This is a genomic window from Providencia sp. PROV150 (genome assembly GCF_028481025.1).
GTDB classification, from domain to species: Bacteria; Pseudomonadota; Gammaproteobacteria; order Enterobacterales; family Enterobacteriaceae; genus Providencia; species Providencia hangzhouensis.
This window is the reverse complement of record NZ_JAMPPJ010000014.1, coordinates 42,070-63,888: the sequence shown is the minus strand read 5'-3', so window position 1 is coordinate 63,888 and position 21,819 is coordinate 42,070. Positions and strand designations below refer to the sequence as shown.

Below are 21,819 nucleotides of genomic sequence, written 5' to 3'. Positions count from 1 at the left end.
GAGAATTCTTTAAATTTATTTTGGCGAAATGAACGTTGTTATTGCGAAATAGCGGTCATAGGAAGTAATACTACTTCAGACATATTCTCAGGTATTGGGCTTAGTTTATTACTCATCATGATTAATTCGCCATCTTTTTCAATTCTTGCACTCATTCCTAAGGTATACCGTTTGGATTGAAATTCTTCAGGAAGAGCGACTGTAAATGCGATACTACGTCCTGCACTTTTTGTTTTTAAACTGTAATCCAGATTAGACTTTGCGTTGTTTTCATTTTGTTGTATTGAGGTCAATGACAGTGTAATTGTGGAATTTTCGGGAATATCATAAGAGTGGGAATAAATATTACCATTAATATTATAAGCGGGAGTATGAGTAAAATAACTCATTAAAGTACTATTACAAGCAGATAGCATGAAGGTTATAAAAAGTATAAATAATAAAAAAAAGTATTTCTTTGAAAAATTTGGGTTAATATTTAGCATTAAATTTTCTCTTTGATGAAATCTGGTTATAGTGATGAACGAATAAACATTCTCTGCAGAAAATATCGTATATAGGTGTAAAGGCTTTTTTTTGTGTCATATTTTGAGAGTGTTGGCATTTCTGATTTCTCTCCTGTATATAAAATACCAATTCGAGGTAAGGTCATAATTAAATTTTCATCGAGATCGACTTTTTTAAAGGATTGTCGTAATTGCCTGACTAGCTTGTAATAACTACTTTCAGTTACGATAGTGCCTCTTTTTTCCCAAATTTCATACATAACTTCTCTTTTACTATTTGTTTTTATTAATAATAATTTAAGTAGACATGATTCATTTTCGGAAAGATTAACGACATTTTTTTCACGGGAAAGAGTGCGTTTGAGTGGGTCATAGACGACATTCCCAGATAAGAGGATCATTGATTCTTTTTCATTATAGTCAATGTTATCCATAAGGTTTTGTGCTGTAGGTAAATCGGTCATAATTTATATCTGTCCTGATCATTTATGAATATATTTCAATACAAAAAACGAGACTAGATAAGATGTTATAAAAAATAAAATCGCTTTTTGATATTGAGCTAATGTGTTTTGATAAAGTGAATTTAAACGATATTCAGAGGTTGTATATATCAATTTTTATTTAAATTTTTTATGTTTTTTATATTTTTATAAATAAATAGGCTTAGGGTATTAAAAAAATACACTAAACCTATAAATATTAGTCGATAGATAATAAATTCAATATGAGGGTAATAGAGGCAATTAATGCTAGATTACTAGTTCATCATCCTCATCGTCGCTACCCTCTAAATTAATATTAGTCATATTATGACGAAGTTGGTTGCTAAGAGGGGCGTTCATCAAACTGATAGACATATAATGGTTGAGTGAGCGATTAAATTTTTTATTTAGTGATACTAGCTCTGGGTCATTTGATGATTGTAATGCTTGGCTAACGCCGGCGATAAAGTTTTGTTTTTCATCTTTACCCAATGCAATCATAGTTTTAAATACATGAGAGAAGAATATTTTGTCATCTCCCTTTGATTTAAGCTCATCAATAAAGTTGTTAACTTTATTTTTTTCTATAGGGGATAAATCTATTTTTTCGCTGTATTGATACTTATTTGTGGTCTCCATATTTTTCTCCTGCCATATTGAGGTCTTTTTACTTTGAATATTTTCTGTATGAATTTGAGAACCGTTATATTGAGGATTGATAACCTTATTTTGTAGATTAGTCTGCATATTTGTGTTCTTCCGGTATTGAATTTATTGTTGTTATCAAGTTTTGATAGGCATTTTTATGCATTTTTACAATTTGGCATTGTGTCGGAACAGAAAATACATGAGGAAAAATATTTTTAGAGGCAATGACAGGGGAAAAGTAGGTGATTCTATTATCGACTTCTAAGGCAATTGTATTATCAGCTGTGGTTGAAAACTTCATATCTGAACCACCTATCGTAATACGAGTTTGCATTTTTTCAGGTAAGTGTAATGTTGTATTGGTTGTTTTTGCACATTGCCTCTCAAAATAGGTTGCAACCGTCTCTTGTAGATGGTTATCACCAAAAATGTCATTCAATATTTTCATCAGCTGTTCTTTGCTTTGACTGATATTTTCTTGGTATTGAATTTCACTGGTTTCTACCGCATGAATAAAATCAGTTAATAATTGTTTAATTCCATCGTTATAGCCTTGTTGATAAGCAGTTTGGTAGATAGTTTCTTGCTGTTGTTTTGCTTGTTTGTATAGCTCACTCGCCTTTTTTTGAGCTTGTTGAGTGATAATTGTGTGGTATCTATCGGCACTCAATGCTTGGTATTTGATCAAAACTTTTTCAGACATCGTCTGTTTAACATTTGGGGGGGTTTTCTCTGACATATCGACATGTTTCTTCAATAGTATTCCAAGGTAGCATCGTTTTTACGGATGACGGTATAAGTTGCTGAGTTTCAAGACTAAACATATATTTAGCTCGAAGAGTGTAAGCGGTGCCAAAAGGGGTTAAACACATCAATAATTGTTGTGCTCCAAGGGCAGTTAATACCTGTGGTGAAGTAGTGGGTTGATTTTCTGACTGCCAAAGTGGGCGACTTAGGCGTGTATGTAATACACGGTATTTGGAAAGTTCAACCCACCAAGGGAGCGGTTTGGCGTGTAACAAAACCCCTAAGCCTAACGCTACCTCCGGTAGTAAAGCCCAATGTTCAGATAATACTTTTGGCAATAAGGGAGTTTTCTCATTGGGTAAAGGCAATGAGTATTGATGAATCAATTGCTGATTGTGTTTACGTTGCAGTAAAGGTGGAAAGTCGTTATATCCGACCCCATTAAATTCACTATGGAAATAGCAACCTGGCGCGAGTAAAATATTCCCTTGTTCAATTAGTAGGTTAGCCAGCGTTGCCATCAACAGGTTTCTCCATCAGATGAGTTGCTGATTTTTTGTTACTTAGCTGGCGCCACAGTAATAGTAAAATAGTAAATAGAATGATAATTGCTGCGATAATTGAGCTGATTATAATTGGATTGAATGTATTTTCTGGTTCAGATTTAATTTGGTATTGTAATGGTGGCCGGTTGACGACGACGACTGAGACATTATCGTAATTTGCTTCAGCAAAACTGTTCGTTAGAAACAGTTTAATTTTATGCATCATCATCTGAGGATCTTCACTTCCGGAATAAGTAACTAAGCTAGACACATTTTGTATTTGCTTGGTCGGATTATTGCCATTTAATGGGTAGCTGACATGCACTCGAGCATTAATAATGTCGGGGATGGTGAGCAGTGATTGTTCAAGCCGTTGTTCGATTAAAGAAAGTAAACGGGTACGTTCTGCTTGTGGTGATGCGACCAAAGAATCTCCAGGGAATGCTTGAATAATTTCTATTGGCTCTTTTGATGGTAAGTTATATTGGCGCAATAAATCTACCGCGATAACAAAATCACTAGGTTGAACACGAATGGAATCCCCGTTTTTATTATCTTGTTTACGCGTAGCCTCAACACCATGCTCTTGCAGTATGGCCAACACTTCATTACTTTGCCTTTGGCTTAACTGACTGAGTAATAATTGGTTATCACAGGCCGCTAAGAAGCTAATAAATCCAATCAAGATAAACTTCTTTAAAATATTCATGGTTTACTGTGCTTTTAAGACGGCATCAATTGCAGAGACGCTTTTATGTGTCAATGTGCTAATCATATTCATTGTCAGGCTATAATTGCCGACACGATTTTGAAATTGCAGTAGTTGGGTTGGGTTACTTGGGTCAATATTATTGACATTCTCAGTTAAGGCTTTCCGTTCTTGACTGACAGTTGCTGTGTATTCAGCAAATAGCTTTTTGACCTTGTCTTCAATCGGAAGAGATGGTGAGAGAACTGATGTGGTCTCTGTTGGGGCAGTGAGTAGTAAATGTGGTGTAATAGCTAACATAAATAATTATCCTAAATAAAATAGAGCATTATAATTAATAATGCTCTTTAAAATTAAACGTTACGAATAATGGCTTGGTCAGTATCTTTAATGGATTTCATAAAATTACTCTGCAATTGGCGTGCCATATTATAGTTACCACTCATAGCGGTGATTTTTGCCAACACTAGTGGGTTATCGACTTCTAAATTGGTGCTAGCAAGTAAGGTGTTTAATTCATCGCCAAATTTTGTAGCTTTAGCACTAATACTTGCCGAGGTACGATAGATCATACCCAGATCATTTTTACCTGTTCCTTCGGTTTCTAATTTAGAGCTGCCCCAACGGCCACTAGTATCTAAACCTGATATAACATCTGTACTTGAGTCTGCCATTTTTTTTCCTCTTTATTTAAAATCATATTAATTAAATTTTTTAAGTTAAAAACTGATTGAATTAAAAAACCAATGGTTATTACCTAATAGAATATAACCATTTGCATTGGTGACAAATGATTTTCCTTCGAGCTTGTTATTTGCAAGGGAAATAGAAAATTGAATGTGATTTTCCCCCCATTGTTTGTAAAATGAATTTGTGAAATTAATTAGTGAAGCCGTCTGGTCGTCATTTAAGCTGTCTTTTATTATAAATATGACTTTATTACCTTTAGTAATTTTACGCCATTGAACATTACTTTCTGTCAATCCTAGCTCTGCTTTTTGTAATAACTCACCAAAATTAACTTTTTTTATTTCACTCGAAATATAACAACTGAAATAGCTAGATAATATTTTATCTATTTTGTTTTTTACATTAATGGATGTTTTGTCATCTATCGCTGTTATTTTTGGGTTACATGTGTTGCTAAGCTCTATCTTTAATGTATCTGGAAATACGTCAATAATCTTATTTTCAATTTCATTTTCGAGTTTATTTATTATTTTAATTGAAAATTTTTCATTATATTTAGCTTTGACTAGGCGTTGCATACTCCAGTCGGCATCTCTTTGGGTTTTAACTAAAATGAGGCTTTCGTCATTTGCACTTTGAGTTACAGTAATAGGGTCGTGGTTGCCTTGAAGTATGTGTTCTAGTGTTTTTACTTTTTTCTCAGCACTTTGTTCTGGAATATACTGGAAAGTAACGTAAGTAATAAATATTGAAAATAAAGTAAAGAAAAAGACCAGCATAGTTTGTTTATTAAAAATACTTGGTTTTTCCTTGGTTGACTTTTTTATTTTAGCTTTAAAGGCAGGTAACGGGTTTTCCATTTCCGAGCTCAATGCGTCTTCAAACGTTTGGGCGCTTTGCCAATCAGTATCTTGCATTTTTATTGCGATAGGAAATATATCAGCCAAAAGCAATTGCTGAAGAACGATAGGAATTTCAGTACTTAGTCCACTATCATTTAGTCGAATTGCCAAACCACTTTCAGTTGATTGACTTGCCGTAACAATTGAAAACTCACATGCAATACCATTACTAGGGATCTGGTAAGTTGTAAACCCATCATCATTGATGTCAGTTTTGTAATCTAAGCCGTTACCAATGATAATAAGATTATTATCTGTATTAACCATTAATTCTTGGCCAGTCATTGGGCCACTAGCAATTTTTATTATGCATGTTTGGCTATTTGTGTTACTCATAAAAATAATCTCATGGAATTAATTTCATTTTAGTTATGTATTATTGGGGCTCGTTATTGGCTGAAAGTAAAACAAGAAATATTTTTTTTGTCAGTTGAATTGTTCTTATTCATTTTTACTTTTAATTTGGAATGGAAAGTGTGAAGGATTCCAGAGTATTCCCTTGAGGATTTTTCATCTATCGCTCATTCTGTATACACGTAAATTACGTTAATAAGGCCTATAAAATGTCAAACAAAGATATTGCTACATTATTAGAAAGTAGGGGCTGTTGCTTTTCTTTGCAGGATAAATTGGTCTTGGCTATACCTAATAAGAATTTAACGCCTTTTTCTTATAAATCTCTATATTCAAATTTAAATATTTCGATAGAAAGTCAGGCTATATTTATTTGCCAAGAAAATGAATGGGAGTCGATAGATAAATCAAACTGGAATTTATATTCAATGGATTTATCAGAATTAGTTGAAATTTTAGCAGTTATTGACACCGCGACAGGGCAAGCATTTCTCGCTAAAAAAGAGAAAAAAATATCGATGAAAATAGTCAAAGCGAATTTATTGTATTGGTTGAAAAATTCCCATTAACTATTTCGATTAAAAATATAGTGATTGATTTAATTATTAGAAATCATCCTATATTTGATAGTTGGTGCGAAGTATTAAGGCGATATGAAGCCTACGGTATGATGCGATTCATTCTTACTTCAGCTCAAGATGATAAGAATGCCAATATTAATCAGCTATGTGCACGTTATGGTATATCAGCTTCTTATTTTAGGCAGCTTTATCGAGAAAACTTTAATAAAACGGCAAAACGAAAAATTATGAGTGTGCGTATGGCTAATGCCATTCTACAGCTAATTGAAAGTGATGATTCAATATTAGATGTAGGTCTGGAAGCAGGTTATTGTTCAGCATCTCATTTTACTAATGATATTAAAAAAGAGTTAGGCCTAACGCCATCAGAAATTAGGCATATTGGAGCAACACTATATGAGCAGTAAAAAAAATCGAGTGTTTGGGTTAACACTCTTTTTACTGAGTATGAGTTTTTATTCGGCACAAGCAGAAATTATTGTTGCAGAGCCCGTTACGCAGTCAAAAAACCACGATACATTCGTCGCAAATAATATTGCGGTGGGTAAGGTGTTTGATGCGGTCGCAGAGCGTCTAAATAAACCAATTATTCTCAGTAAATTAGCTGCTCAAAAAAAAGTAACCGGTAATTTTAATTTGGCCCATGCAGATGAAATGTTTAAAGCATTATCTCGACGAATTGCGCTAGTGTGGTACGACGATGGTGCAAGTATTTATGTTTATGATAATAGTGAAATGCGTAGCGAAATTATTCCCACGAATAATGTCAGTAGCAATCAGCTACTTAATTATATTCAACGAAATGGCATCTATGATTCACGTTTCCCGGTACGTTCACAAGAGGGGGAAAGACTATTATTTGTCTCTGGCCCGCCTCTATATATTGAATTAATTAAAGCGGCTTCTTTATACCTTGCAGAGCAAATTAGGAAAGAGGAATTATCCAGTGGTGAAGTTGCGATTATTCCGTTAAAACACGCCTCAGTAACAGATAGAAGTTATTCATTACGTGGACAAAATATTACGATCCCAGGTTTGCTGAATGTCATTAATAACCTATTTAAAAATGGCACCACAATCGATGAAACGTTAATTATTCAACCTCCATCTGTAGCGATTAACTCAACAGGAGATTCAATCGATGAATTAATGGATGCGCCAATTGGGGACTCATCATCTTCTACGATTAAGCCCCAGTTGATAACAAGAAAGCCTTCTAACAGTGCTTTTTCTCTAGTGGCGCATCCTGACAGTAATAGTTTGATTGTTAAAGGCAGCCAAGAGCAAATTCGTTATGTTCGTCAACTTGTGAATACATTGGATATGCGTCGTCGCCAAGTGGAGCTGTCATTATGGATTATCGATATTACTCGTTCTGAATTAGATAATTTAGGTGTCAATTGGGAAGTTGGCACATTTAATACGGGAACGGGATCAGTATCTTTTAATCGCAGTACATTATCGAATAGCCAGCAATTTCTATTACAGATTGATGCATTGAATAAGACGGGTAATGGGCATATAGTTTCTCGGCCAGTGCTATTAACCCAAGAAAACATTCCCGCTTTATTTGATAACAACACCAGTTTTTATGCCAAATTACAAGGTGAACGTATTGCGACTCTTGAGCAAGTCACATATGGCACCATGGTGAGCGTGATGCCGCGTATTTCTGCAGGTAATAACGTTGAAATGGAAGTCAATATTGAAGATGGTGCAGAAAACCGCGATAGCATGGGTAAAACATCCAGCGTAGAAGGATTACCTGCAGTTAATCGAACCAGTATTAACACTGTTGCGCGTATTGCAAAAGACAGTAGTTTACTTATTGGTGGGTATACGCGTGAACAATATGTTGAAAATGAAAGCAAAATTCCTTTTTTAGGCGATCTTCCTTATGTGGGAGGGTTATTTAGCCATTCATCTATGAATCAGCAAAAGATGGTGCGTTTATTTTTAATCCAACCGCGTTTATTGGATGAAAATGAAGGTTGGGATGGGCGACAATTTTCCGAAAAAACGCGGATCACTAACCATGACAGTCAGTTACACGGTACGGTTCAATTTCTTCAACAATACATGAGTGAGTCATGGCAATAACACCACTGAGCTTTAATACCCGCTTTTCGGTTAATACTCAAAACAAAAGTCGTGCACCAGTGAGTAGCAGTAGTGACGACTCCGATGAAGTTGCTCGTGGCGCAGGTGTCATTGATAGCTCTAGTGAATATGCATCGATGTCGATGCTAGCGGCAAGTCATGTGCGCCGAGGAAGTTCTAAAAAGGGCAGCGAAGAAGACTGGTTGCAATTTTCTGAACGCATTTTAGATAAAGATGCTGATGACAAAGTGTTACATATAGAAGGGTTGCTTAATAAGCAGTTAATGACTCCGAAACAGTTACGAGAATTTTTATTGCAATTTTTTACTGACCCTAGTGACTTATTAATGCTTCTTGCAGCATTACTTAATCGAAAAAAATTAAAAAAAGAACAAATTGATAACCTTGAAGCTTTAGCCGAATTACTGCAAGCAGAAGACACTGAGCGGAGTGCTCAAGCAGGCATTAATGTTGCACTCATTGCAAAGGCATTTGCAAAAAAATTACATTTTAGTGCTGGAAATTTACGTACATTATATCGTGAATTTATCAGTTATGACGGGCCGGTTGTTTATTTATATGAACAATGGGTTGAGGAAATGGAAATCCAAGAGCGTGAAAATATGATGCGTTATCTTGGTCGGGCGCTTGCTTGTGATTTACAGGCGTTGCCATTAGGCGATCTAAATATCACTGCGTTCGGTAGTTTTTTTAGTCGTGTTGGCCGGCTCCGAGAATTGCAATCATTAGACTATGTATTTTGTCAGCAATTCTTTCAATCCGGTTTTTTTCGTCACAATGGAAAATCAAATCAATCAAAGCTTGAAAAAGAGTTAAGCCAATTATTTACCCGAGGGATACGTAATCACGTTGGCTTTGAAGAAGTGGTCATCACTTTTATTAATAACATATTGAACATAATGAGCTCCGATATTCGAGGTCAATTTTTACAATTACTCTTACTGGCGTTTTCTATCATTCCAGTTGCTGTATTTCCTTCATTGGAAGCACGAGAGGAACTTATTGATCAATTAAAGAAACTCATGGACCAAGTTATGGTGAAAGAGCAGTTTTTACACCGACATTCGTAGTTTGATAGGAAAAGTAATTTCATGAAAAATATAACCGGATTTTTATTACAAATCCGTAATCGCCCAGAGCTAATGGTATTAGTTATCATGGTTATGGTTATTGCGATGTTGATTATTCCATTACCTACAATATTGGTCGATTTATTGATTGGCTTAAATATTATGATCTCAGTACTTATTTTTATGAGCTCTTTTTATATTACTCGGGTACTGAATTTTCAGTCATTTCCATCTATCTTGCTAATTAGTACGTTATTTCGACTTGCTTTATCAATTAGTACCAGCCGTCTAATTTTATTAGAAGCAGATGCAGGGGATATTATCGCAACGTTTGGTGAATTTGTTATTCAAGATAACCTAGTCGTTGGTATGGTGGTATTTGCGATAGTCACCATTGTACAGTTTATTGTCATCACTAAAGGTTCTGAACGTATTGCTGAAGTGGCTGCACGCTTTTCCCTTGATGCGATGCCGGGCAAACAAATGAGTATCGATGCTGATTTACGTGCGGGGGTGATTGATGAGGCGACAGTTAAAGAGAAGCGTGGCGACCTTGAAAAAGAGAGTCAGTTATTTGGGTCTTTCGATGGTGCGATGAAATTTATTAAAGGGGATGCGATAGCGGGTATTGTCATCATTTTTGTTAATTTAATTGGCGGGATATCTGTTGGCACAGCTCAACAGGGAATGGATGTTTCAACTGCACTAAATACGTTTTCTTTATTAACTATTGGTGATGGTTTAGTCGCCCAAATCCCTGCACTACTCATTTCCATCAGTGCGGGTTTTATTGTCACTCGAGTAGGCGGTAATGATAAGAACTTAGGTGAAAACATTGTTTCGGAATTATTTGCAAATGATTTTACGATTTTAATCACAGCATTAATTGTACTTTCAATGGGGTTTTTACCTGGTTTTCCAACGATTATATTTTTACTGTTATCAGGGCTTCTTCTTGGATTATTTGCTTTCCGATATTTTAAAAAACAAAAAAACAAGCAAAAAATAGTTAAAGGTGAAGCAGAAACGATTAATTCAGATGTGACGGAAGGTGAAACACAAAGAGAAATCAGTGATATTGAAGAAGAATATATTCCAGAAACATTACCGATTATCATATCTGTTAACCAGAAATATAAAGAACATTTAGAAGATAATAGATTTTTGTCTAGAATGAAAAAAGATATTTTTATTCGATATGGATATAGGATCCCAGATATTGCTGTCAACTACTCACCGATTATTCCTGAAAATAAAATGGTGATACTCATTAATGAAATTAAAGCAGGAGAATATGATATCTATTTTCATGGGTATCGCTTACTGACTGTTAATGATGAACCTGAATATTTAGGTATGGAATTAATAAAGTTTACGGATGAATATGGCTCAGTGAGCACGTGGTTTGAGAAAAATGACTTATCTAGTATTGAACAACTCGGTTTAATGGTTCGTGATGATGTAACAGAAGCGATTGATTGTGCCAGCACCTTATTACTGCGATTTATTAATGAATTTTTTGGTATTCAAGAAACGAAAAACTTACTCGATGATCTTGAAAGAAAATACCCTGAATTATTAAAAGAGTGTTATAGACATACGACAGTACAAAAAGTCACTGAAGTTTTTCAACGTTTATTAATGGAAAAGATTTCAGTTCGTAATATGAAATTGATTATTGAAACCTTAGTGCAGTGGGTGCCAAAAGAAAAAGATAGTTTAATGTTAGTTGAGCACGTCAGAAGTTCAATGGTACGTTATATTTCATCCTGTTTCTCTGTGGATGGGCGTTTGAATGTCCTCATGATTAACTCAGGGCTAGAAGACACGATACGTCAAGGGATTAGGCAGGCTTCCGGTGGAGTGTACTTACATCTTGAACCTGAAAAAACCAATGAGTTGATACAGGCTGCAGAACTTGCTTTAGAAAATAGTTATTTGTCAGTTAGGGATGTGAATGTTTTAGTACCGGTTGATATTCGTCGTTTTGTCAAAAAAATCTTAGAAGGCCGCTTTCCAGAGCTAGAAGTGCTTTCTTTTAATGAAGTTTCTGAAATGGTGAAAGTTAATGTGGTTAAAACCATATAATCAAAAAATTGGCTTTATTAACAAATAAAGCGACTGAATTCAATATAATTAAAAATGTTGGATGATATAAAATATATTTAAAATATAAGGAATACCAATGAAATATAGATTTATAGAAATGTTAAATGAGTATTTAAATTCTATGGGGCGTAGTGACCTAGTTAACTATCAGCTAGATTGTCATTCTAATATTCAATTTGAAATGAATGAGTTCTCTGCGATTAATATCGATTTATCAACGAATGATATTATCATTTGGAGTCAATTAGTAGATTGCAATTACAGTCATTTAGAGTTAGTTAGTGCTCCTTTATTGAAATCATTATTAGAATATGCGCCAAATAATTTTTATCCGGGGCAACCGGCATTGAATCTTGTGGATGATGCCTATGTTCTTTCTGCGGTTTTAAAAGAATCGGCTTTAAATGATATGCAATTATTTGCAGATAGCTTTGAAGAGTTCTTTGAGCGTGCAAATGAGCTTAGTGCTCAGCTATCGTAACCCATTATGAAGTTATTCGATTTCTGCGCGCATCCTGCGCGCATTCATGGATGCCTAATAGAAGCACCTTTACACGGTGTTTTTATTGGTGAAATTTGTTTTATTGAGCGTTCTCTTATGCAGCCCGACATTATTGCGAAAGCGCAAGTTGTTGGTTTTAAAGAAGGGCTCACAGTATTGAGTTTAATAGGTCGCACACAAGGTTTAACGCGAGAAGTGGTTATTCGCCCGAGCGGCTATCCATTTGTATTTGAAGTTGGCGAACACTTGGCGGGTAAAATTTTTAATGCGGCAGGTGAACAAGTTGGTGCGTTGAGTGAAGACCTTACTGAGCCAATGTTGCTCAATACAAAATTATTACGTATTGATAGCCCTCCAGTGAGCGTGACACAAAGGCGACCGGTTTCTGAGCCGATGGTCACAGGGGTACGTGCAATTGATAGCCTACTAACCTGTGGCTTAGGTCAGCGTATTGGTATTTTTGCCGCCGCAGGTAGTGGTAAAACTTCATTAATGAACATGATCATCAACCACGCTCATGCGGATATTCATGTCGTTGCTTTAATCGGTGAACGAGGGCGAGAAGTTATTGAATTTATTGAGGAGTTGAAAGAGTCGCCTCATGCGGCACAGACGATATTAATTTATGCAACTTCAGACAGCCCGCCGATTGAGCGGTGTAATGCCGCGTTGCTTGCGACTACGATTGCTGAATATTTTCGTGACTGTGGTCGTAATGTATTGCTGTACGTTGATTCCATGACCCGATATGCGAGAGCGTTGCGAGATGTGGCTTTAGCTACCGGAGAACTGCCGGCTAGACGCGGTTATCCTGCCTCTGTTTTTGAACAGCTTCCTATGTTGTTGGAGCGTCCAGGGCAATTAAAGCATGGCTCGATTACTGCTTTTTATACGGTGTTATTAGAAAGTGAAGAAGAGGCTGACCCGATTGGCGATGAGATTCGCTCCATTCTAGATGGTCATATTTATTTAAGCCACAAATTAGCGGGACGTGGGCATTACCCAGCGATTGATATCTTACACAGTATTAGCCGCGTATTCCAAAAGGTAACGACTCCAGAGCATCGCCGGTGCGCAATTGATCTACGTGACATGATCTCAAGGCTTGAACAAATTCAGCTTTACCTTGAACTCGGTGAATATCAACGAGGTGAAAGCCATGAAAATGATCGAGCTTTAGATAAAAAAGAGCAAATTGAAGCTTTCTTAAAACAAGCCATGGATGAGCCAATGAGTTTCGACAATATATTAAGCAATCTCAATGAATTGGCATCTTAATGATTTCTAACTTGCTGGCTTTAACTGAGAGACGTTTTGACCGGACATTACAAGAACAATCGCAATTAAATTCAATAATAAAGCAACAGCAACAGCAATGCAGGGATATTCGCCAGCGTATTTTAGTTCTATCAACACAAACTGCATCTTATGAAAAATCAGAAGAATTAAGCCGAACTGCTTTTTGGGAAAGGCAGCGATTAAAGGCAGCGGTTCTTGCGGAAATAGCTCAACTTGAATTTCAAATAGAAACTCTAGCAGCCGAAATATCAAAAAATAAAATACTACAGTCTGAAATTGCTAAACGAATATTCATATTACGTAATAAGTGCGAGAAATTCCGAAATTATCTCAAGCAACAACGTATAGCCAGAAGGTTAAAATCAGAGCTACAGCAACAAAATGAAATTGAGGAGTTATTCGTACATGTCAGCAATAAAAATAAGCTCAAATGAAAAAGTACCCTGTGTAGCTATCGACAGAGAAGCAATATCATCAACATATAACACCACTGAATTTAGCCACCAAAATATAACTCCAAAAATGGCAAAAGTAGTGAATGACAAAAATATGATGCATCTATTCGGCCATAAAAATAAAAGTCAGCCAAAGGATATATCTGCTTTTCTATCCGTATCCCTTCCTTTTATGCAAAAAATATCGCAATTGAGCGACTTAGCGAAGGGGTTTATTACATGGAAAGAAAATGTATATATTGGTGAAGGTATCCAAATAGCCGGGGAAAATAAAGAATTAAAGGCCAAAGCGATTGAGCCGCTAATAAATAATTATATATTTACGGAAAGTTGTATACCTGTTGTTCATCATTTTCAGGATAACTTACCAAAGACTCATCAGGTCAATATTACGAATAAATTGATGGTGGGTAATCAGCCAGATATGAATCTATTGGCTGATTTGACGACTACTGGGAAAGTCGAAACCGTCCCTGAATTAATTGAGAATAATGAGAATACTAACTTTATTATTAGCACCCCAGCCGCTGACCTAGTCGATATACTAAATAAACCGGTCGTTGATAATAATCTGTCAGAGAGTCCGGTTATTCACGTTGAACAAAATATTGCTGACGAAGATGAGATCCCGTTGTTCAACTCTATGATGACCAGCTTTCCATTACCGAATATCCCACAGCGAGTAAGGGGAAAAGCTAACGATAATTCAGTTCCATACGGGGAAAATAAACCGCAATTAAGTGAGAAGAATCAGCTCAGTATGGAAGCTCCGTTGGTGAAGTTAGCGCTAAAGAGTACTTTAGAACCGATATCAAAAGAGTTAAAACCAGAGATTAAAACTGGGCAACAGTATATTAGATCTTCAGTAAAAGCAGAGCTTGAACCCGTTATCCAACGGAAAATAGTTGGACAACAACCCAAGCCAGTTAAGACTCGACACATTGATTCACTCGATACCATTTTGTTAAATACATATCCACGAAAAAACAACCTAGCAAAAGATGACTCACCAAAAAATACCCCTTCTCTTCTGGGAATGCAGTTAGCTACCCATCATATGCATGACCAACAGGGCACTAATCAAGGTATTAAAGAGAACACTCATCAAGGTATTAAAGAAAGCACCTATCAAGGTATTAAAGAGAACACCCATCATCATGTTGTTGGGCAGCTTGAACTTGCTTTGACAAAAAATGAGCCACCTACACAGCCAGTTACCTCACTGAAAAATTCTTATCTACATGATAATAAAAGTATTTTATTATCTGAAAATGAGACGAATAATTTCCCTGATAAAGTGCAAGAGACGACAATTTCTGCACAAATCTCACCTGCAGAAGATATGAGCCCACCTAGCAATATGATAGCAACGACTGCGAATGAGGTTATGCGGGTGTCTGTGCCACTACAAGCCACACAGCAAAAGCCAGAGATGCACAAAATGCCAGAGCTAGTGGAAACCCCCCCATTTTTAGGTGAAAACCAACAGCCGAAAACTGCAGAACGTAGTTTCACTTATACCTTTAACCAGTGGCAAAGTAGCCCATCAGTGACGTTTGAATTGGCCTCTAAAGGAGAGTTCGTTGCCTCAACAGCGAGTCCAGAAGTTCAATTGGCATTAAATGAGAATAAGCATTTATTGGCTCATGAAACGAGTGTGCATATTCGACGTGAAGATGAACGTCAGCAACATCGAAACCGACAGCAGCATGACCAACAGCAAGAAGAAGATTAATTATGTTGAAGATTCGACGGATCAGCTCTCAAGAAAAACAACTGAAAATTTGGCAGCAATATTATTTAGTTAATCCACAAATAAAGCTAGCTAACCGCAGTATTGGTTATTTTCAATTATCACTAGTGAGTGAAACACAGAAAATAAATGCATTCGTTGTTGTTGAAAGTTGGTGTCATTATCGTTGGCCTGAACTGGTTCATTATGCATGGAGTTCATTATCAAACAGCCAGCTATGTGAATTGTTTGCTTCTGAATATATTGGAATTACATTTTTCTCCCAGAATTTCCGTTGTGAATCTGTCGAGATAGTTGATGATATGCGTATTAATTACCAGCCATGGCTAATTGTTAAAGAAGCTAGCCTCGGGGAAGTATTATTAGCAGAACCAATAGAAAGCCTCGAAAAAAAGCAGGGAACTAATCAGATATTCGACCATTTAAAACTGCGAGCGGATTGGATATTAGGGTATAGCTATATTAGTGCCAAACTTTTGCAAACTATAGAATTACGTGATGTGCTGAGTATCCAACAATTACAGTTAAATATATCTGTGGCAGGACAGGTATTAGCTCGATTTCAAAAGCAAGATGAAGGACTACTTATGATTGAAGAATTAGTGGCGCCAGAGAGTGAAGAGGAATTCGTATTTCCTGAAGAAGATGAAATGCAAGAAATTGTACGCCCCTTTAATGTAAAAGAAATGAATATTAAATTAACCTTTGTTTTAGGCCATAGTGATATTACTGTCGATGAGCTTTCAAAGATGGAGCCTGGTTATATTTATTCTATTGGTGAAAATAAAGAACGTGAAGTTAAAGTCTATGCTAATAAGCAATTTATTGCAGAAGGGGAGCTTATTTATATTGGCAATAGTGATGAGTTAGGTTTGGAAATCACACATGTTGTCAGTTTGGGTGATAAAAGAGTTTAATATGCCAACGATACCTGATGGGATCCCATTATTAGCGATTATCGCATTCTCGACATTATTGCCATTTGTTATTGCTGCAGGCACCTGTTATTTAAAAATATCTATTGTATTAATTATGGTACGCAACGCGATGGGCGTTCAACAAGTTCCTTCTACCATGGTATTAAATGGTATTGCATTGTTACTTTCTATTTTCGTTATGATGCCAGTTTTACAGGATGTGAATAATCATATGCGACAAGAACAGGTTGATTTTAGTAATGTCGAATCAATCGATAATTTTGTTGAGAATGGGCTAGGGGGATATAAATCGTATTTGAAAAAATATTCAGATCCACAGTTAGTGACGTTCTTTGAATCAATACAACAAGGTCGAAGTGAAGAGGAAATAACCGCCGATGAAGGTAAAGCTACATTATTTTCTTTATTACCTGCTTATGCATTAAGCGAAATAAAATCAGCTTTTGAAATCGGTTTTTATATTTATTTACCTTTTGTTGTAGTTGATTTAGTTATTTCCAGCATTTTATTGGCACTGGGTATGATGATGATGAGCCCAGTAACAATTTCGATTCCTGTTAAATTAATTCTATTTGTTGCAATTGATGGCTGGTCACTGATTTCTAAGGGGTTAGTGATGCAATACATTGAATTAGCACAGCATTAAAGCGAATGATACTATGGATCAAATCGTTTATTTAAGTAATAAAACGATGCTATTAATCGTTATATTATCTGCAATACCAGTAATAGTGGCTACTGCAGTAGGATTATTGGTAGGGTTACTACAAACTGTCACGCAACTTCAAGAGCAAACATTACCTTTTGGTATTAAATTATTAGCTGTTTTTGGCTCACTTTTTATGATCTCTGGTTGGTTATCCGATAAGGTAATGAATTTCGCATTAGAAACCTTAAGCGCTGCTATCCCTGCTATTGGGTTATTCGGATGAATCAGGAAATACTATCGCTGATGTTCTCGCTCTATTTTATCTTTCAAGAAGGATTGATAAAAATAGCGTTAGCTTGGTTGAGAATTGCACCAGTGATGTTTTTATTACCTTTTTTAAGTAACAAATTACTTAATGGTGGGATTATTAAAAACTGTGTGGTGGCTTATATTGCATTAGGTTTATGGCCTTTTTTTTCATCCTATGAAATACAATGGGATGAAATTAATTTTGTTGATGTATTTATTTATGAAATTTCGATTGGACTCGTATTAGCACTGATATTAGCGCTGCCTTTTATGATAGCCAATATTATTGGCGAATTAATTGATGCGCAGCGTGGCGAGACGATTAGTAGTATTGTTGACCCTGCGAGCGGAACCGAGGCTTCGGAGCTTGCTGTATTATTAAGTCATATTACGTGTATGATATTCTTAGCACAAAATGGAATGTATCAACTTGCTAATCTATTCGCACAGAGCTATCAGTTATTACCCTTTGCCCATGGATTTGCGTCATTCAATAGCCTTCCTTTAGGGGAATGGTTAAATAAAATGGTAGTCAATGGAGTTGTTTTAACTGCACCCATATTAGTGACATTATTTATTACAGAGGTTGCCTTAGGGCTATATTCCCGTTTTTGCCCTCAATTAAATGCATTTTCATTATCTTTAGCAATAAAATCAATCATCGCTTTCTGTGTTTTTTTACTTTATTTCCATAATGAGGTCCCAGAGATATTAGTCAATATGATTTCGATTTCACCACTGCGAGACATATTCCTTTCTTCTTGATTTTATGGATATAAATAAATATGGCTGAAAAAACAGAAAAACCTACTGATAAAAAAATTAGAGATTCAGCTAAAAAAGGGCAAAGTTTTAAGAGTAAAGATAGCGTTGCGGCAATTGTATTAGTCGTAAGTGCATTTGTTATTGAAGGCGTATCTAGTTTATATGAACTGGGTGGGTTAATGCGAAAAATATTTTTATCCCCAACGGAGATAAAAATTGATGCACTACTTTGGCAATTCTTCACGATATTTTTAAGTATTGTATTACCTGTTCTATTTACTTGTTTTTTATCCGGTACAATTATTTCTTTATTACAAAGTCGATTTAGATTGGCCAGTGAAGCAATAAAGCTTGATTTTACTAAATTAAATCCAATTGCAGGATTTAAAAAAATATTTTCATTGAATTCATTGAAAGAGTTAATTAAGGCGATTTTGTATTTAATTGTCTTTATTATATCAATATTAGTCTTTTTTATTGTTTGGCGTAAAGATATTTTTATGCTCTACCGAACAATGATTAATGGGATGATTAGCCAATGGGTTAGTTTGTGCGTAACATTTATTGTCGTCTTTCTTGCAGTTGCTCTTATTATTATCTTGGTTGATGCAATAGCTGAATTCTTTTTGTATATTAAAAACTTAAAAATGGAAAAGCAAGAGGTTAAAAAGGAATACAAAGATAATGAAGGTGATCCTCATATCAAAAGTGCACGTCGAGGAATGCATCAGGAATTATTGTCTGAAGAGGTTAAATCAAATGTTCGTAATTCAACATTTGTAATGGCAAACCCAACGCATATTGCATTGCTTATTTATTATGATTCGAATATTGCACCATTGCCCTTTTTATTCTCTAAAAGTAAAGGCTCACAAGCAAAAGCAATTATTAAATACGCGGAACAACAAGGTGTTCCCGTTATTAGGGATATCGTTTTAGCAAGGCAAATATGGCGGTCATATAAAAATGATAGTTTTATCGATGAAAAAGGACTAGAGGATGTTATGCAAATAATATCATGGTTAATCCGTATAGAATTAGTAAAAATGGGAGTCGATATTGATAAAGCATTAGAAAAAATATCAGAGAACGAGGCATATTCGAAAAATAATAGCGAGCTTAATAATTTGTTTATTACTTAAATCGTTTTTTTAAAGAAAGAATCAAATCGGTTAATTATGATGCAAGCATAAAGTATATGTTATGCATTACATATCAACAATAAGGTAAATATATGAATAATGCGGAAACAGAGAGTTTTCAACAATCTGATATGGAAGAATTACTTGACAATATTACAACTGCACTAATGGATGGTGCAACTTATAAAGATATTCACGGGATCCCACAAAGTACAATGGATGGTATTTATTCCTATGCATACGAGTTCTATCAACAAGGTAAATTAAAAGAAGCAGAAACTTTTTTCCGATTTTTAAGTATTTATGATTTCTATAATACAGATTATGTGATGGGGCTTGCTGCTGTCTATCAATTAACGAAACGATATGACAAGGCAACAGAATTATATGCTCTCGCATTTGTATTGGCGAAAAATGATTACCGCCCACTATTCCATGCAGGACAGTGCAATTTAATGATGAAAAAAAGCAGTGCCGCAATTCATTGTTTTGAAAGCGTTGTAAAAAGCAGTACAGATATTGATTTAAAAAATAAATCTCAAGCTTATTTAGCCGCATTAGAAAAAAAACTAGAAAAGACAAATTTAGAAAATAAAAATCCTAATATAACGTAGAGGAAATTATATGGTTCAAATTATCAATTCAAGTAATGAACGAATAAATAATATTCATACATTTCTACAAGGCAGTAATCCTATTGGATTAGGGGATGAGTGCATCAAGTCGGTATTAGCTTTAGAAATGGCGTGTGAAGAATTAACGTCAACAGAGCAGATGAAGCGCAGCCGTATTGAAAATGCACCACAATTACCTGCACCTAAAAATAATTTATCCGTTATGTTCAAGGCAGCCGCGGCAAAAGAAGAAAAATTATTCCTAAAAGAAGAGGGGTTTAATGCGGCTTCAGTACTTGTTGGTAGCCTTACGGCATTACGCCAGTTATTACATGAAGGGAATATTAGTGAGCTAGCTAATCGCCTCCAATTGTTAAATATAGAATCAAATACACTTCGAGAAAAAGGAAATGATTTATTAAGTTCTTTTACAAGTAATACGGACAAGGCCAGTGCACTTAATAACGAAGCTAATGCTTTAATACAAGAGCGTGCCGAAAGTAAAGAGCGTTTAGCGAATCTCAAGTCTTTGAAGGGTGGAAACCAAGAGAAAATTAAGCAGCAAATTAAGGCAGAAAATACAAAAATTACAAATTTAGGCACCAAAATCGATAACTTGCTTGAGTCGGCTGGTAATTATGCGAAAAGTGCAGGTGAGGATGCAAAAAAACTCAATCAATTTGTAGAAACAGCGCCACGACGAGTCGAGATTGATGGTGAAAAATGGGAAAACACGCTGGCACTGCTTACGATGTTAACCGCTCAACTTAAAAAGGCGATGAATGAAGATTCGATTCGCAATATGAAAGAGCAAGAAGCCGTGATGGCAACAGTCAATGAAGCTTCTCGCAAAGATTCAGATAAAAAAGCCAAAGAGGCGGAAGAAGCACAGCGTAAAGCTGATGAAGCGAACAAAGCGGCCTCTTGTGCGAGTAAAATTTTTAGCTATGTGATGCTTGCTGTGTCTGTTGTCGCCACTGTTGCGACTTTTGGCGCCGCTGCACCACTAACGCTTGCAGTTGCTGCTATCGGTATTGCTATCTCAGTGGCTGATATCGTTTTGGAAGAAACGGGACAAAGTAGCCTTATGCAGATGCTAGCGGCTGAAATTTCTAGTGTTGTTACCGACATGCTGATGACTTTTGGTGTCTCAGAGGAAAAAGCGAAACAAATTGGCAGTATTGTTGGAATGATTTTGGCGGCAATCGCATTTCTAGCGCTTTCATTAGCTTCTATGTCATCTTTTGCGAAAAACATCGGCAATATTGTCAGTAACTCAGTAAAAACGCTTGCTAAAAACGCAGGAGCATTATTGAAAAGCATTATTAAATCGATGCCAAATAGTTTAATGAATGCCTTAGGTAATATCGCGAATGGAGCCGGTAAGGTAGGAAAATCGGCGGATAATATGGTGGTACTCACTAAATTTAACAAGTTGGCCGATAGTATTGATGATTTACAGCAAGCAGTAAAAACTACCACTAAGGTAGCTAGAAAAGCTGATGACATAAAAGACACCGTGAAAGCGGCCGATAAAGCGGCAGACCAAGCAGACAATATTACGGATATCACCAAAACCTCAGATAAAGCCGTAAACACGACTAAAACGCAAAGCGTTGCAGTGGCTCGCCTTGAAGTGGGTATGAAGGGGACTGGAGCGACATTGATGGTTGCGAATACGGCAACAACCGGAGGGCTAAATTTGCATGCCGCGGGGCAAATTCGAGATATGAAAGAAATGCTTGCAGATATGATGCTTAACAGTGAAACCATTCAAGCGTTGGATGAGTTATTAAAAAATCTTCTGAAGTCCATGTCTCAAAACTATGAGAAATTTGAGGAAATGTTTAGCGGAATGCTGGCGTCATTAAATCAATCAGGTCAAACGAAAGTCAATATGCTGAAAACAGCCCGCTTTGCATAGTT

General features: G+C 35.9%; 25 protein-coding genes. 16 read left to right on the top strand and 9 right to left on the bottom strand.

Translation table 11 applies throughout. From position 1 onward, the window contains the following. Positions 1-38: 38 nt before the first annotated feature. From PSE83_RS11645 to PSE83_RS11605, 9 genes are all read right to left on the bottom strand, one after another. On the bottom strand, positions 39-485 hold the full coding sequence (locus PSE83_RS11645; RefSeq protein ID WP_004263072.1) for a YbaY family lipoprotein: 447 nt from the start codon (positions 483-485) through the stop codon (positions 39-41). A gap of 26 nt (positions 486-511) precedes the next feature. Next, positions 512-940, bottom strand: coding sequence for a winged helix-turn-helix domain-containing protein (locus PSE83_RS11640; RefSeq protein ID WP_036958633.1), 429 nt, complete (start codon positions 938-940; stop codon positions 512-514). A gap of 318 nt (positions 941-1,258) precedes the next feature. Further along, entirely contained in the window at positions 1,259-1,738 is a 480-nt protein-coding gene (locus PSE83_RS11635) for a hypothetical protein (protein ID WP_272660863.1), read from the bottom strand. After that, the gene (locus PSE83_RS11630; RefSeq protein WP_272660862.1) at positions 1,728-2,378 is read right to left on the bottom strand and encodes a hypothetical protein; all 651 of its coding nucleotides are present in this window, start codon (positions 2,376-2,378) and stop codon (positions 1,728-1,730) included. Before PSE83_RS11630 ends, PSE83_RS11635 begins: the two co-directional genes overlap by 11 nt. Beyond that, positions 2,350-2,907 carry a hypothetical protein gene (locus PSE83_RS11625; RefSeq protein ID WP_004263060.1) on the bottom strand — a complete coding sequence of 186 codons (558 nt, stop codon included), beginning with the start codon at positions 2,905-2,907 and terminating at the stop codon, positions 2,350-2,352. Before PSE83_RS11625 ends, PSE83_RS11630 begins: the two co-directional genes overlap by 29 nt. Continuing rightward, entirely contained in the window at positions 2,891-3,640 is a 750-nt protein-coding gene (sctJ, locus tag PSE83_RS11620) for a type III secretion system inner membrane ring lipoprotein SctJ (RefSeq protein WP_004263055.1), read from the bottom strand. Before sctJ ends, PSE83_RS11625 begins: the two co-directional genes overlap by 17 nt. A 3-nt stretch (positions 3,641-3,643) precedes the next feature. Continuing rightward, complete coding sequence (gene sctI, locus PSE83_RS11615; protein WP_004263051.1) at positions 3,644-3,940, bottom strand: type III secretion system inner rod subunit SctI; 297 nt, start codon at positions 3,938-3,940, stop codon at positions 3,644-3,646. A 53-nt stretch (positions 3,941-3,993) separates the two neighbouring features. Beyond that, a complete protein-coding gene (locus PSE83_RS11610) occupies positions 3,994-4,314 on the bottom strand; it encodes an EscF/YscF/HrpA family type III secretion system needle major subunit (RefSeq protein ID WP_004263047.1) in 321 nt (106 codons plus the stop codon). A gap of 45 nt (positions 4,315-4,359) precedes the next feature. Beyond that, entirely contained in the window at positions 4,360-5,568 is a 1,209-nt protein-coding gene (locus tag PSE83_RS11605) for a PrgH/EprH family type III secretion apparatus protein (protein WP_004263044.1), read from the bottom strand. Between the two features lie 227 nt (positions 5,569-5,795). Between PSE83_RS11605 and PSE83_RS11600 the strand changes: the two genes are divergently transcribed. From PSE83_RS11600 to sctE, 16 genes are all read left to right on the top strand, one after another. Then, on the top strand, positions 5,796-6,155 hold the full coding sequence (locus PSE83_RS11600; protein WP_272660861.1) for a hypothetical protein: 360 nt from the start codon (positions 5,796-5,798) through the stop codon (positions 6,153-6,155). Further along, positions 6,134-6,574, top strand: coding sequence for a helix-turn-helix domain-containing protein (locus tag PSE83_RS11595; RefSeq protein WP_239982535.1), 441 nt, complete (start codon positions 6,134-6,136; stop codon positions 6,572-6,574). Before PSE83_RS11600 ends, PSE83_RS11595 begins: the two co-directional genes overlap by 22 nt. Continuing rightward, positions 6,564-8,267, top strand: a complete 1,704-nt coding sequence (gene sctC, locus PSE83_RS11590; RefSeq protein ID WP_004263033.1) for a type III secretion system outer membrane ring subunit SctC — start codon at positions 6,564-6,566, stop codon at positions 8,265-8,267. Before PSE83_RS11595 ends, sctC begins: the two co-directional genes overlap by 11 nt. Further along, the gene (gene sctW, locus PSE83_RS11585; RefSeq protein WP_164564272.1) at positions 8,258-9,358 is read left to right on the top strand and encodes a type III secretion system gatekeeper subunit SctW; all 1,101 of its coding nucleotides are present in this window, start codon (positions 8,258-8,260) and stop codon (positions 9,356-9,358) included. Before sctC ends, sctW begins: the two co-directional genes overlap by 10 nt. Before the next feature lie 21 nt (positions 9,359-9,379). Beyond that, on the top strand, positions 9,380-11,446 hold the full coding sequence (locus PSE83_RS11580; protein WP_004263028.1) for an EscV/YscV/HrcV family type III secretion system export apparatus protein: 2,067 nt from the start codon (positions 9,380-9,382) through the stop codon (positions 11,444-11,446). Between the two features lie 97 nt (positions 11,447-11,543). Next, positions 11,544-11,948 (top strand): type III secretion system protein, encoded by a 405-nt coding sequence (locus tag PSE83_RS11575; protein WP_004263026.1) that lies wholly within the window; start codon positions 11,544-11,546, stop codon positions 11,946-11,948. Between the two features lie 6 nt (positions 11,949-11,954). Further along, on the top strand, positions 11,955-13,247 hold the full coding sequence (sctN, locus tag PSE83_RS11570; protein ID WP_004263023.1) for a type III secretion system ATPase SctN: 1,293 nt from the start codon (positions 11,955-11,957) through the stop codon (positions 13,245-13,247). Further along, positions 13,247-13,702, top strand: a complete 456-nt coding sequence (locus tag PSE83_RS11565; RefSeq protein ID WP_004263020.1) for a hypothetical protein — start codon at positions 13,247-13,249, stop codon at positions 13,700-13,702. The genes sctN and PSE83_RS11565 overlap by 1 nt, the downstream gene beginning before the upstream one ends. Then, positions 13,674-15,458, top strand: a complete 1,785-nt coding sequence (locus PSE83_RS11560; protein WP_272660860.1) for a SpaN/EivJ family type III secretion system needle length determinant — start codon at positions 13,674-13,676, stop codon at positions 15,456-15,458. The genes PSE83_RS11565 and PSE83_RS11560 overlap by 29 nt, the downstream gene beginning before the upstream one ends. A 2-nt stretch (positions 15,459-15,460) precedes the next feature. After that, positions 15,461-16,393 carry a FliM/FliN family flagellar motor switch protein gene (locus PSE83_RS11555; RefSeq protein ID WP_004263014.1) on the top strand — a complete coding sequence of 311 codons (933 nt, stop codon included), beginning with the start codon at positions 15,461-15,463 and terminating at the stop codon, positions 16,391-16,393. Between the two features lie 10 nt (positions 16,394-16,403). Then, on the top strand, positions 16,404-17,060 hold the full coding sequence (locus PSE83_RS11550) for an EscR/YscR/HrcR family type III secretion system export apparatus protein (protein ID WP_172767530.1): 657 nt from the start codon (positions 16,404-16,406) through the stop codon (positions 17,058-17,060). Between the two features lie 13 nt (positions 17,061-17,073). Continuing rightward, the gene (gene sctS, locus PSE83_RS11545) at positions 17,074-17,346 is read left to right on the top strand and encodes a type III secretion system export apparatus subunit SctS (protein ID WP_004262998.1); all 273 of its coding nucleotides are present in this window, start codon (positions 17,074-17,076) and stop codon (positions 17,344-17,346) included. Then, entirely contained in the window at positions 17,343-18,137 is a 795-nt protein-coding gene (gene sctT, locus PSE83_RS11540; protein WP_172766732.1) for a type III secretion system export apparatus subunit SctT, read from the top strand. Before sctS ends, sctT begins: the two co-directional genes overlap by 4 nt. A 20-nt stretch (positions 18,138-18,157) precedes the next feature. Beyond that, on the top strand, positions 18,158-19,279 hold the full coding sequence (locus tag PSE83_RS11535) for an EscU/YscU/HrcU family type III secretion system export apparatus switch protein (protein ID WP_004262995.1): 1,122 nt from the start codon (positions 18,158-18,160) through the stop codon (positions 19,277-19,279). Between the two features lie 92 nt (positions 19,280-19,371). Beyond that, positions 19,372-19,893, top strand: coding sequence for a type III secretion system translocator chaperone SicA (gene sicA / locus PSE83_RS11530; RefSeq protein WP_110592716.1), 522 nt, complete (start codon positions 19,372-19,374; stop codon positions 19,891-19,893). A 10-nt stretch (positions 19,894-19,903) separates the two neighbouring features. Continuing rightward, positions 19,904-21,817 carry a type III secretion system translocon subunit SctE gene (gene sctE / locus PSE83_RS11525; RefSeq protein ID WP_172766733.1) on the top strand — a complete coding sequence of 638 codons (1,914 nt, stop codon included), beginning with the start codon at positions 19,904-19,906 and terminating at the stop codon, positions 21,815-21,817. Positions 21,818-21,819: the final 2 nt, after the last annotated feature.